The 12,745-nt window shown below is 42.8% G+C and carries 12 protein-coding genes; all 12 read left to right on the top strand.

The annotated features are described in order from the left end of the window. The first annotated feature begins 241 nt into the window (after positions 1-241). The 12 genes from Selli1_RS12590 to Selli1_RS12645 all read left to right on the top strand — a co-directional run bounded on the left by Selli1_RS12590 (position 242) and on the right by Selli1_RS12645 (position 12,743). On the top strand, positions 242-670 hold the full coding sequence (locus tag Selli1_RS12590; RefSeq protein ID WP_087167529.1) for a hypothetical protein: 429 nt from the start codon (positions 242-244) through the stop codon (positions 668-670). A 3-nt stretch (positions 671-673) separates the two neighbouring features. Next, positions 674-2,278 (top strand): ABC transporter ATP-binding protein, encoded by a 1,605-nt coding sequence (locus Selli1_RS12595; RefSeq protein ID WP_087167530.1) that lies wholly within the window; start codon positions 674-676, stop codon positions 2,276-2,278. Next, positions 2,275-3,876: an ABC transporter ATP-binding protein gene (locus Selli1_RS12600; RefSeq protein ID WP_281873152.1), complete on the top strand. Its 1,602-nt coding sequence runs from the start codon at positions 2,275-2,277 to the stop codon at positions 3,874-3,876. Before Selli1_RS12595 ends, Selli1_RS12600 begins: the two co-directional genes overlap by 4 nt. 273 nt (positions 3,877-4,149) lie before the next feature. After that, complete coding sequence (locus Selli1_RS12605) at positions 4,150-4,410, top strand: DUF4321 domain-containing protein (RefSeq protein WP_281844981.1); 261 nt, start codon at positions 4,150-4,152, stop codon at positions 4,408-4,410. Between the two features lie 35 nt (positions 4,411-4,445). Continuing rightward, positions 4,446-5,135, top strand: coding sequence for a RadC family protein (gene radC / locus Selli1_RS12610; RefSeq protein WP_087169352.1), 690 nt, complete (start codon positions 4,446-4,448; stop codon positions 5,133-5,135). A gap of 24 nt (positions 5,136-5,159) precedes the next feature. Further along, positions 5,160-6,185 (top strand): rod shape-determining protein, encoded by a 1,026-nt coding sequence (locus Selli1_RS12615; protein WP_281844980.1) that lies wholly within the window; start codon positions 5,160-5,162, stop codon positions 6,183-6,185. 1 nt (position 6,186) lies between these two features. Further along, entirely contained in the window at positions 6,187-7,074 is an 888-nt protein-coding gene (mreC, locus tag Selli1_RS12620) for a rod shape-determining protein MreC (RefSeq protein ID WP_087169354.1), read from the top strand. A gap of 14 nt (positions 7,075-7,088) precedes the next feature. Beyond that, positions 7,089-7,616, top strand: coding sequence for a rod shape-determining protein MreD (gene mreD / locus Selli1_RS12625; RefSeq protein WP_281844979.1), 528 nt, complete (start codon positions 7,089-7,091; stop codon positions 7,614-7,616). Position 7,617: 1 nt separating this feature from the next. Continuing rightward, positions 7,618-10,485, top strand: coding sequence for a penicillin-binding transpeptidase domain-containing protein (locus Selli1_RS12630; protein ID WP_281844988.1), 2,868 nt, complete (start codon positions 7,618-7,620; stop codon positions 10,483-10,485). Between the two features lie 100 nt (positions 10,486-10,585). Continuing rightward, on the top strand, positions 10,586-11,377 hold the full coding sequence (minD, locus tag Selli1_RS12635) for a septum site-determining protein MinD (protein ID WP_281844978.1): 792 nt from the start codon (positions 10,586-10,588) through the stop codon (positions 11,375-11,377). A gap of 14 nt (positions 11,378-11,391) precedes the next feature. After that, positions 11,392-11,622, top strand: coding sequence for a cell division topological specificity factor MinE (locus Selli1_RS12640; RefSeq protein WP_087169357.1), 231 nt, complete (start codon positions 11,392-11,394; stop codon positions 11,620-11,622). Next, the gene (locus Selli1_RS12645) at positions 11,619-12,743 is read left to right on the top strand and encodes an FtsW/RodA/SpoVE family cell cycle protein (RefSeq protein ID WP_087169358.1); all 1,125 of its coding nucleotides are present in this window, start codon (positions 11,619-11,621) and stop codon (positions 12,741-12,743) included. Before Selli1_RS12640 ends, Selli1_RS12645 begins: the two co-directional genes overlap by 4 nt. Positions 12,744-12,745 lie beyond the last annotated feature (2 nt).

The raw sequence follows: 12,745 nt of genomic DNA on the forward strand, positions 1-12,745 counted from the left end.
TTGTTTTTGGCGATAGACATTATACCAGAAAAGGGAGGTCAATGCTCTTTTTATTGCAGATTTCCCTTAAAAACAAGGTTTATGAAAGATTTAGACACAAAAAAACAAGGTAGTATTTGACACTACCTCAGGTAGGAAGGAGGAGCAAATATGGAAATTATTCAGGTGAAGAATAGCGATTTGCACGAAAAGTTAAAAAGGAGATGTTCGGTTTGGTATACTTGTACGTCAGGTATGTGATTTGGGAGGTGAGGGAGTTAAAAGTCTTGATTTACTTCATGTAATCACAGGAAAGAAATTAATTAAAGATCATATTAATTATATTGATAATTTAAAAATCAGGTGTGATAACACTGGAAATATAGGATTGGGAAATGAAATGTGTTATGCTTCGTATAAAAATGGATTTACTATTCGGGCAAGTGGGAAAGTCGAGAAATGTACGGTTGCATTAAATAAATCACAAAATGAAGTAGGATATATAGACGGATATGGTAATTTACATTTGGATTTGAAAAAAAATGAAGTGTGGAGCGAAAACATTTTATATGACAAATGTTTTTCTTGCAATAAGATATTTTCATGTTTAAATAACATGTGTCCATTTAAAAGAATAATGACTGAAAATTATATCTGTGATAATTACCAAAGTTTTGAAGATGAGGGATAAAGAATGAAATCTTTTATGAAACATTACAAATTTGAAAGTTCTATTATTATTTTCGAATTACTGTTTCAAAATTTACTTCTCTTAGGTAGTACGCTCATTACGATGTACATGGCAAAGCTTGTAATGGAAGGGGATTTGCGAGGAATTTTGATTTGTTCTGCTGGGATCATGATTCTCTATCTGATACTTCACCTCTTATTTTGGAGTTACGATGTTCATCTCACGAAAGTAATCGCAAAAATCAATCAAGCCATGCGGGAGAATCTGAATCATCAGATGTTAAGTAAATCTGTTGAACAATTAAAAAAAGGTGATTCCGGAGAGTATTTATCCTGGTACATTAATGATTTAAAAGAAGCGGAAGAAAAAGGCATCCGTAATTTTTATGATGCCATAGATGAAATCATTAAGTTAGTGTTAGGCATTATTGTACTAGGAGCAATTAATTGGCAGCTTTTGCTTTGCACACTGATTACAACAGGTATGGTTTATGTATTGTCCCATCGTTTTGGAAACGATGTGAAACAAGAGTCTGAAAAAGTGTCTGCAATATGGGAAAAATTTACGAAAGCAGTAAAAGAACAGATAGGGGGAGTCAGAGTTCTTAAATATTTCGGATACCAAGATCGATTTCAACGTCAGATTGAAGGAGAATCAAAAGAGCTGGAAAAACAAAGATATATATATGTGAAAACCCAGGGAAAAGCAACGCTGAAAATTAGAGGGATTAATTCCGTTGCGAGTTTTGTCAATAATATGGTGTTGTTCGGAATGTGCGCTCTTCGTGTGATTCCAGCAGAAATATTTTTTGGAGGAGGAAACTTAATCAATCAGGTAAAAAATTCTATCCTCACACTTTCTGAACTGCGGGTTGCCATGGATGGAGCCAGACCATATTTTGAAAAAATCAATAGAATGGCGGAGGAAACGGAAAAGAAAAAAGAACTTCCGATGATTAACAATGAAATTGAATTCCGGAATTTGAGCTTTGCCTATTCGGAGAAGCCGGTTTTTGAAAACTTGAATCTGAAATTTAAAGTCGGTGGGAAATATGGTATCATAGGAAAAAGCGGGAGTGGAAAAACAACATTATTAAAAATTCTTTTGGGACAATTAACTTCATACAGCGGAGAATTACTTTTTGACGGCGTGGATGCTGCTGTGTATGATACAGAATCGTTTTATCGACAGATGGCATATATAGAACAAAATGTATTTCTATTTCATACGACAATTCGGGAAAATATCACTCTCGGTGCAGAGTTTCAGAAGGAAGAACTGGAAGAGGCATTACGCAACAGCGCACTTTATGAGGATTTAAAATCATTTCCTCAAGGGCTTGATACGGATGTGGGCGAAAATGGAGATTGTCTTTCAGGAGGACAAAAACAGAGAGTGGCAGTGGCACGGGCATTGATTCATAAGCGAAACATTCTTGTTGTGGATGAGGGAACTTCGGCGCTCGATAAAATAAACGCAAAGAAGATAGAAACGGCTCTCTTAAAGTCCAAAGATGTGACTTTGCTATTTGTTAGTCATCATTTGGAAGAAAAAGACATGCAGAAATATACAAATGTATACTGTCTGGGAGAGAAGGTGGCACAATGAAAAAGTATCTGTTGCACTATAAAAAAGAAAATGCCGTATTACTCTTTTTGATGATTTTTATAAATGGAATCGAGACGAGTTTTGCATTTCTGCAAATGTATATAGGTAAGCAGGTTATAGAGGGAGAAATTAAAAAAGTACTGCTTGTTGTGGCTTTTAATTCAGCTCTTGCATATTTTTTCTATGTGCTTTTATATATAAGGAAAAATTATCAAACATATCTTATTTCCACCATGAATACGGAGCTTCGAAATGACATTAGTAAAAAGATACTTCATGAATCATTTGAAAAGAATGTGGGAACAGATAGCGGAGAGTATGTATCCTGGTATACTAATGATGTCAGAGAAGCTGAAAACCAGGGCTTCCAAGTTTTTTACAGTTATATGGATACAGGATTCAGACTTTTGATGGGAGCTATTTCTTTGCTTTTTATTAAATGGGAATTGTTGGCATTGACATTGGTCGTGTCCGGTATTTCTATGTATGTAAGTAAAAGATTCAGTGATAAAGTGGAAAAATATGCAGAAAAAGTATCACTGGCAATGGAACGGTATACGGACAAAGTAAAAGAACAGATTGCAGGAATCTGCATCTTAAAATCCTTTGGAAATCCGCAGAAATTTTATAAAGAAATCATGGAAGCGGGCAAAGCATTTGAAGAAGAAAAATGTGATTTTGCAAAGAACAAGGGCAAAGAAAATTATAAATCAACAGTAATTAGTATTTTTGGAATCAATGCAATAAATATTCTGACATTTGTGCTTTGTGTACTGCGAATCATCGCGCCTGAAATAATTTTCGGAAGTTTGAATCTTACAAATCAAGTAGGAAATGCATTCAGCCAGTTGATTTCAGCAAAATTGCAAATTGCGGGTTCAAGGCCATATTTTGCAAAAGTAGATTGTGATAAAAATACCGAAGAAAATAGAATAAGCAAAAAACTTCCGGCACTTAAGAAAGAAATTGTTCTTGAAAATTTATCTTTTTCTTATGGGAAGAAGAAAGTATTTGAAAATATCAATTATACATTTGAAAAGAATGGGAAATATGCTCTTGTAGGAAAGAGTGGAAGCGGAAAAACAACGCTGATAAAGATTATGCTCGGACAGTTAGGAAATTATCAAGGGAAAATCTACTATGACGGAGAAGAAATTTCTTCTTTTGATGGGGACACTTATTATGAACAGATGGCATATATCGAACAGGATGTGTATCTTTTTGATTGCTCTATAAGGGATAATATTACTCTTGGAAGTGACTTCCCGGAAGAAAAAATGCAGGAAGTATTGGATATGAGTGCATTGCAGAATGATTTGAAGGCACTACCGGATGGGTTGGATACGAAAGTTGGAGAGAACGGAAAGAACTTATCCGGGGGACAGAAACAGCGGATTGCCATAGCAAGGGCGCTGATTCATAATAGAACCATTTTATTCGTAGATGAAGGGACCTCTGCGTTAGATAAAGAAAACGCTGCACTTGTAGAGGAAGCCTTATTGGCCTGCCCGACACTTACATTGATTTTGATTACCCATCATTTGAAAGAAGAGAATATTTCTTTATATGATAAGATTTACAGTCTTTCTTATGAGTAATTTTCAGAAAAAGAAGAGTGGATTTTCCTGCATACAAAGAAGACATCGCAAACTGGCGGTGCCTTTTTTATTTAAGAGGCTGATGTTCGACAACTGGCTGCGTTTTACTAAGGGTTTTATTGACGACACATTGACGACAAGAGTGCCTGCAAGCTCTGTAAATACGTTGTCGATTCTTAAGGAAAATTTAATGCACAAAAAGTCTATACACTTTTTTTGAAGTGTGTTAGAATAAAAGCGGTTTGTAAAACACTAGAGTTTGGAGGGTTACAGATGAAAGGAGCAGGAAGCAAAAATGGATGGGGACTTCTCCTGATGCTTCTGGCAGGCATTGTGTTGGGCGGATTTATAGGGATGCTCGCACAGGATATTCCCGGACTTGGATGGCTTTCGTACGGTCAGACATTTGGCCTGCAGCAGCCGGTTGTACTGGATCTTGGAATTCTGGTTCTCACTTTGGGACTGAGTGTGAATATTTCTATCGCCAGCATTGTTGGCATGATTCTTTCTATCATTATTTATCGCTTCTTATAATCTACTGAATCGATCATCAGAGTTTACAAAAGAGTATGAATCAAAAAATGAAAGAGTTACTGAAAGAGGAACGTCCATATGAAAAATGTGGACGTTTTGGTGCAAAAAGCTTGACCGATATTGAGCTTCTGGCCGTACTTTTAAGAAGCGGTACGAAAGGAGGCAATGTGCTGGAGACAGCAAAAGCAGTGCTTTACCCGGACGGAAAAGAGGGCGGGCTTACGAGGCTTCCTTCCTACTCGAAAGAGGCATTGATGAAAATTCCGGGAATCGGGGAGGTCAAGGCGGTACAGATTCTCTGCCTCTGTGAGATTGCAAGAAGAATTGCGAAAGAGAAAGCAAAAGAGCCGCTCTGTTTTGACAGGCCGGAGACGATCGCTTCCTATTATATGGAAGATATGCGTCACCTCAAACAGGAAGAACTGAAACTGCTGATGTTAAATACAAAGTCAAAGCTTCTGGGTGAGACAAGAATTTCCAAGGGGACAGTCAATATGTCTGTGATTTCTCCCAGAGAGTTGTTTATAGAAGCATTACAGAAAGATGCGGTGATGATTATACTTTTGCATAATCATCCGAGCGGCGATCCGGAGCCGAGCAGGGAGGATATACTTGTGACGAAAAAGATCGCGAAAGCGGGAGAACTGATCGGAATCACGCTGATCGACCACATCATTATCGGTGACCGGTCGTATGTGAGCCTTGCTGAAAAAGGGTGGATATAAATAATAGAAGGGACTGGGACGAAGATGGCTAGGAGTATTTATGGCCTGGATCTTGGTACGTATCAGTTAAAGATTTATGATAAAAAGGAAAACCGGATCCGGACCGTAAAAAATGCGGTAGCCGTCCGGAATGAGACAGAGATTTTTGCAACAGGCGACCGTGCCTATGAAATGTATGAAAAGGCGCCGGGGGAAATTACAATCGAGTTTCCGATGAAGGAAGGTGTGATTTCCAGAATCGGAGAGATGCAGTACCTGTTGGAAAGTGAAGTGAAGACAGAGGAGGGATTCTTCTCCAGAGGGACAGAATATGTGATTGCGGTTCCGACAGATGTGACAGAGATGGAAAAGAAAGCGTTTTTTGATCTGCTGATCTATTCTTCGGCCAGGGCAAAAGAGGTCCGCATCGTGGAGCGGGGCGTCGCAGATGCGATTGGAGCCGGGATTGATATCAAACAGGAGACCGGAGCGGCCATCGTCAATATCGGAGGCGAGACAACGGATATTTCTGTTCTGTCCAGAGGCGGGATTGTCCTGAACCGTCTGTTAAAGACCGGAGGGGCTTCCATAGACAGAGCCATCATTACTCTCGTCAGGAGGCATCTGGATTTTGTGATTGGCAGGCTGACAGCAGAGGCTGTGCGGATTCAGAGCAGCGTGTTTGGAGAAGAACAGGGACACGCGGTAATGGCTGCAGGGAGAGACCTGGTCCGGTCAAGACCCGGAATCAAGGAGATCCCGGACTATATTGTCAGAACCGCTGTGAAAGAGTTCCTTAAGCCTTGCGGGGAAGCAGTGTCGCTGATGCTGGAACAGGCTCCGCCGGATGTGCTTGCGGCGATCAGAAAGCGGGGAATCTGTCTGACGGGAGGCATTGCCTGTACAAAAGGTCTGGACAGATATATGGAGGAAAAAACGGGGATTCCGTTTTATACGGTTAAAGAGCCCCATTTAAGTGCAATCCGGGGAGTGCGTGATATTCTATTGTCGGACGATCTGAAGGATCTGGCATATTCCATGAAAGACGAAAATTATAGGTGGATGAGATAAGATGAAGACAAGAAATCAAAAAGGTTTGGAAAGTAAATACTGGCTGTTGATCATCGTGGCTGCCTGCGTTGTGTGCATGGCGGCGACCTTTTTTGCAGATGTCAAAAGCGGCCCGCTCCGGGCGATCGCAGATTATACGGTGGTCCCGATGCAGAAAGGGATCAATGTGATCGGGACATGGGTCAACGATGTGGCGGATAATTTTGCCACACTGAAAAGTGTACAGAAAGAAAATGAAACACTGAAAGAACAGAATGAAAATCTGAAAGCGGAAAACAACCAGCTGCAGCAAAAAGCAGTGGAGCTGGAGCGGTTTTATGATTTATACAAGATGGATCAGAATACATCCGACTACCCGAAAGTAGGAGCGAGAGTGATCGCGAATGACGGAAGCAACTGGTTTACTTCCTTTACGATCGACAAAGGAAGCGAGGACGGAATCCGTGAAGATATGAATGTCCTGAGCGGAAACGGACTTGTCGGAATTGTGACAGAGGTCAATGCGCATTCTTCTACTGTGCGTTCGATTATCGATGAGGTCAATATATCGGCCATGGTCATGACAACCTTTGACCAGTGTATTGTCAGCGGAGATTTGAAGCTGATCAACAACGGTGTTGTACAGTTTGAGCAGCTGGCAAATAATGAAAATGAAGTTGCAGTTGGAGAACAGATTGTAACGTCCAATATCAGCAGTAAATATCTGCAGGGGCTTCTGATAGGATATGTCAGCGAGGTCAACGTGGATTCAAACAATCTGACCCGTTCCGGATATATCATCCCTGCGGTAGATTTCAAAAAGCTGCAGGAAGTTCTTGTCATTACGACGACAAAACAGGATCTGATCGACAATGGAAATCAGACGGAAAGCGATTCATCGGGTGAATAGAAAGGAGACAACTCATGCTGGCTGTAAAACGCAAAGTCATTGAGGCAGCTCTTGTGATCGTGTTTTTCCTCCTGGAGACAACGATATTCAGCTATCTTGAGCTTGCTTCGATCAAGCCGAATCTTCTGATCATTCTGACGGCAGCCTTTGGATTCATGCAGGGGAAGAAAGAGGGGATGTTCGTTGGAGTGCTGAGCGGATTTCTGCTTGATATCAGCTTCGGACAGTATATTGGATTTTATATTTTATTATACACAGTGATCGGATATGCCAATGGATTTTTCCAGAAGCTCTACTATGATGAAAATATCAAACTGCCGCTTCTTCTGATCGGGGGAAGTGAGCTGGTATATGGAATACTGGTCTACTTTTTCCAGTTCATGCTCCAGAGTGATTTCCATTTTCTTTACTATCTCGGGCATGTCATCATTCCGGAGATGCTCTATACAGTCATTATCACCTTGATTGTATATCAGATTATTTTAAGAATTAACCGTAAACTTGTAGAAGAAGAAAAAAGGAGTGCAAGCAGGTTTGTTTAATATTTTGGAACGCATAAAGGAAACAGTCATCAAGCTTGTAAAGTCCAGAATGTTTATCGCGAGTATTGTCTTCTGCGTGATGTTCGCGATTCTGGTGCAGAGAGTGTTCTATCTTCAGATTGTAAGAGGCGAGAGCTATCTGAACGACTACAAACTCCAGATTCAGAAAACAAGAGAAGTACAGGGCACAAGAGGACGGATTCTCGACCGGAACGGAACAGTTCTGGCGGACAATGTTCTTGCCTATTCGGTAACGATCGAAGATAACGGGGATTACGATACGACTAAGCAGAAAAACAAGGAGCTGAACGCGACAGTCCGCAGAGTAATCGATATTATCGAGAAAAACGGGGACTCCATCATCAACAGCTTCGGTATTGTCCTCAATGATAGCGGTGAGTATGAGTTTTCTACGGAAGGCACGGCGCGTCTTCGGTTTATTGCCGACATTTTTGGGTATGCTACAATAGACAAGCTGTCCGAGAAACAGAAAAACTATACAGCGGCAGATATTATCCACTATCTGTGCACCGATGAGACGTACGGATACGGAATCAATGAGGACGATTACGAGAAATCGGATATTCTGAAGCTTGTCAATATCCGGTATGCGATCAGCCTGAACAAGTACCGGAAATATATTGCAACGACAATTGCAACAAATGTCAGTGATACAACAGTGGCGGAAATAATGGAAAATCAGGAGGAGCTGACAGGAGTCAGCATCGAAGAGAGCTCCATCCGCCAGTATAACAACAGTAAATATTTTGCATCGATTATCGGCTATACCGGACAGATTTCCCAGGATGAGTACAATGCACTTTCCGAGGAAGAGCAGGAATCCTACTCTCTGACAGATATTGTCGGAAAGGCCGGGATTGAAAAAGCAATGGACAGCACCCTTCAGGGAGAAAAAGGAGAGACGAAAATCTACGTCAACAATGTCGGAAAGGTCATCGATTCCGAGAAGGTGACAGAGGCAAAGGCAGGAAATGATGTATACCTGTCAATTGACGCGGATCTTCAGATTGCCGCCTACAATATTCTCGAAGAGAAGCTTGCGGCGATTCTGCTTTCCAAGATGGTCAACCGTCTTGACTATGATACAAGCAAAGTAACCGATGCAGACTCCATCGTCATTCCGGTGGGAGATGTTTATAATGCATTTTTCAAGAACGAGATCATTGATACAAGCCAGTTTACCCAAAGTGATGCGGGCACTGCAGAAAAAGAGGTTCTGGAGACCTATTCCAGGAGAGAGGAAGACGCGATCAGTTCCGTGCTTTCCGAAATGCAGAATGCAAACGGGACGGCCTACCAGGATCTGTCTGACCGGATGAAAGCCTACATGGACTATGTGGTGGACACACTTCTGACAGATGATTCCGGAATCCTTGTTGAGGACAGAATCGATACAAGCGATGAGACCTATCTTGCATGGAAAGAAGAGGAGACGATCGGAGTTAATGAATATCTGAATTATGCGATTTCACAGAACTGGATCGACACCTCAAAACTGACCGATTATCTGGAAGGGGATGCAAGCTATTCAAGCGCTTCCGAGATTTATCAGGCAATTGTGCAGTATGTGGGAGAAGTGCTTGGAGATGACGGTGATTTTGAAAAAATCATCTATGAATATATGATCAAATCCGGGGATATTTCAGGAAACCAGGTCTGCTGTATCCTGTATGAGCAGAATATTCTGAAATATGATGAAACCCAGTACAACCGGCTGAGAAGTTCCGGTTCAACAGCTGCTTATAACTTTATCCGGAGCAAGATTGAAAGTCTGGAGATTACGCCCGGCGAACTGGGACTGGAGCCGTGTACCGGATCCATCGTGATTACGGATCCGAGCAACGGACAGGTGCTTGCCATGGTTTCCTATCCGGGTTATGACAACAATCGTCTGGCAAATACGATGGATTCCGACTATTATGCACAGCTGAACTCCATGACGTCGAGTCCGCTTTACAACAAAGCAACACAGGAACGGACGGCGCCTGGTTCCACATATAAACCGCTTGTTTCCATTGCAGGTCTGACCGAGGAAGTAATCAGCACAGGCACTACGATTTCCTGTACCGGAATTTTTGATAAGATTTCTCCGATCGCACGATGCTGGATCTATCCGGGCTCTCATGGAAGCTTAAATGTGGTAAGCGCGATTCAGCACTCCTGTAACGATTTCTTCTACGAAGTAGGCTACCGTCTTGGAACAACGGGCGGAGAATACAATGATGCATACGGAATTGAGCGTCTGCAGAAATATGCGGAGGAATTCGGCCTTGGAGACACAACCGGGCTGGAAATCACGGAGTCGCAGCCGCAGATTTCCGACAGTGACGTAGTACGTTCTTCTATTGGACAGGGAACCAACAACTATACAACATCAGGGCTTGCACGTTATATCAGCGCAGTTGCCAATGAGGGGACCGTCTATAATCTGTCATTATTTGATAAAACAACGGATGTCAACGGAAATCTTGTGAAAGATTATGAGCCAAGTGTCAGAAATGAGGTGGAAGGAATTGCGAATTCCACATGGACAGCAGTTCACAATGGAATGCGCAGAATGGTTACCAATACTTCCACATTCAATAGTCTCGGAGACTTTGAACTGTACGGAAAGACAGGTACCGCACAGCAGAGTACGACGCATCCGAACCACGGCCTGTTCGTTGGATTTACATCAGGACAGGACACCAACGTTGCGTTTGCGATCCGTATCGCAAATGGTTATAATTCTACGTATCCTTCTGAAATAGGGCGTGATATTATCCGCTACTATTACGGGCTGGATGAAGAAGATGAAATCGTGACGGGACATGCAGCATCCCTTGGAACGGTTGTTTCAGGAGACTGATGATGTACCGGAAATTACGAAAGAAAGAAGGCGGCATGGCAGGGGCGGATTTCTCCTGTCTGTTGTCTTTCCATCAAGTTTGGTCTTAGGAGGAAGGAACATGGGTGAAGTTATTGTTATTACATCAGGAAAAGGCGGTGTCGGGAAGACGACGACGACCGCGAATATAGGGGCCGGCCTTGCAAAGCTTGGGAAAAAAGTGCTGGTCATCGACACGGATCTGGGACTTAGGAATCTGGATGTTGTAATGGGGCTGGAAAACCGGATCGTCTACAATCTGGTTGACGTGATCGAAGGGAAATGCAGACTGAAGCAGGCAGCCATTCACGACAAACGATATGAGGGGCTTTATCTGCTCCCGTCTGCCCAGACAAAGGATAAATCCGCCATCTCTCCGGAGCAGATGAAAAAGCTGACCGCGGATCTGAGAGAGGAGTATGATTATGTGCTTCTGGACTGTCCGGCAGGAATCGAGCAGGGCTTTGAAAATGCCGTGGCAGGAGCTGGCCGTGCAGTTGTTGTGACAACGCCGGAGGTTTCCGCGATCCGGGATGCGGACCGGATTATTGGTCTTCTGGAGGCAAAGCAGATCCGGAACCTCGAACTGGTGATCAACCGGATCCGGATTGATATGGTAAAGCGCGGAGACATGATGTCCGTGGAAGATGTGACCGAGATTCTTCCGATCCATCTGCTTGGCGCCATTCCGGATGACGAACAGGTCGTGATCGCGACAAATCAGGGTGAACCTGTTGCGGGTGATGATTCCCCGTCAGGGAAGGCCTATATGAATATCTGCCGAAGACTTACGGGGGAGGAAGTTCCTCTCATGGATATGGATGAGAAGGGAGGACTGTTCTCCCGGCTCACACATCTGTTCAAAAAGAATTAAGCAGGAGGCAGAAAATGGGATTATTTGAAGGAATGGAAAAAAAAGCGTCTGTCGGGATCGCAAAAGACCGCCTCAGAACGGTTCTCGTATCCGACAGAATGGATTGTAACCCAAATGTATGTGAACTGTTCCAGAAAGAACTGTTTCTGACGGTATCAAAATACATTGATACAACTCCGGAAACCTTTGATGTTTCAGTCACCCGTTCCCGGATTACCATTACACTGACAGGAGAAAAGCTTTGAAGATACTGAAATTTACGAAACCATACCGTTTAAAAGATTTTAAATTTTCGCTGCTGATTTCCGTGCTTGCCCTGACATGTCTGGGCATCATGGTAATCGGAAGTGCTAAGCAGTCTGTTCAGGGAAGACAGATCATCGGACTGGTCATCGGATTGATCGCACTGGCCGTTGTATCCATGATTGATTATGTATGGATTTTGAATCTGCAGTGGATCCTTTACGGTCTGACGATCGCGATGCTTCTGGCCGTACGATTCTTTGGAAAAGACGTAAACGGGGCAACAAGATGGATTGATTTCGGATTTACGACGTTTCAGCCGTCCGAACTTGCAAAGATCCTGCTTGTTCTGTTCTTTGCGAAATATATTATGAATCATGAAGATGAGATTACAAAGCCGGTTACGATCATAAAGGCAGTACTTCTGATGGCGGCACCATGCTTTCTGATCTACAAGCAGCCGGACCTTTCAACGACGATTTCGATTGTTCTGGTATTCTGCGTTATGATGTATGTGGGAGGCCTGGGCTACAAATTTATCGGAATATTTCTTCTGATTACGGTTCCGGCGGCAGTGATCCTTTTGAGCCTCATTGTCCACTCGGATATCGATATTCTGCAGGGGTATCAGGAGACACGTATTCTTGCGTGGCTGCAGCCCGAAAAATACAGCAGTGATGAGGCGTATCAGCAGAATAACTCCATTATGGCCATCGGTTCCGGCCGGCTGACCGGAAAGGGCCTGAACAATAATACGACAACATCCGTAAAGAACGGTAACTTTATTCTGGAGCCGCAGACCGACTTTATCTTTGCGATTGTAGGAGAAGAATTAGGTTTTGTGGGTTGCTGTATCGTGATTGGTCTGCTATTATTAATTGTAATACAATGTATGAGAATAGGGATGCGTGCACCGGATACAGGAGGCCGGATCATATGCTGCGGGGTAGCCGCGCAGATCGGGATACAGAGCTTCATTAATATCAGTGTGGCGACAGGGCTCTTCCCGAATACCGGTATTCCGCTGCCGTTTGTCAGCTACGGAATGTCATCCCTTGTCAGCATGTTTATCGGTATAGGTCTGGTATTAAATGTTGGATTACAGCAGAAAAAATATAAGTAAGG

Origin of the sequence: Sellimonas catena (assembly GCF_027924685.1) — a bacterium.
Classification (GTDB): domain Bacteria; phylum Bacillota; class Clostridia; order Lachnospirales; family Lachnospiraceae; genus Sellimonas; species Sellimonas catena.

Bases quoted from the DNA above. Each gene is read 5' to 3' on its own strand.
- Selli1_RS12595 (WP_087167530.1), top strand. From the start codon at position 674: ATGAAATCTTTTATGAAACATTACAAATTTGAAAGTTCTATTATTATT.
- Selli1_RS12600 (WP_281873152.1), top strand. From the start codon at position 2,275: ATGAAAAAGTATCTGTTGCACTATAAAAAAGAAAATGCCGTATTACTC.
- Selli1_RS12605 (WP_281844981.1), top strand. From the start codon at position 4,150: ATGAAAGGAGCAGGAAGCAAAAATGGATGGGGACTTCTCCTGATGCTT.
- radC (WP_087169352.1), top strand. From the start codon at position 4,446: ATGAATCAAAAAATGAAAGAGTTACTGAAAGAGGAACGTCCATATGAA.
- Selli1_RS12615 (WP_281844980.1), top strand. From the start codon at position 5,160: ATGGCTAGGAGTATTTATGGCCTGGATCTTGGTACGTATCAGTTAAAG.
- mreC (WP_087169354.1), top strand. From the start codon at position 6,187: ATGAAGACAAGAAATCAAAAAGGTTTGGAAAGTAAATACTGGCTGTTG.
- mreD (WP_281844979.1), top strand. From the start codon at position 7,089: ATGCTGGCTGTAAAACGCAAAGTCATTGAGGCAGCTCTTGTGATCGTG.
- minD (WP_281844978.1), top strand. From the start codon at position 10,586: ATGGGTGAAGTTATTGTTATTACATCAGGAAAAGGCGGTGTCGGGAAG.
- Selli1_RS12640 (WP_087169357.1), top strand. From the start codon at position 11,392: ATGGGATTATTTGAAGGAATGGAAAAAAAAGCGTCTGTCGGGATCGCA.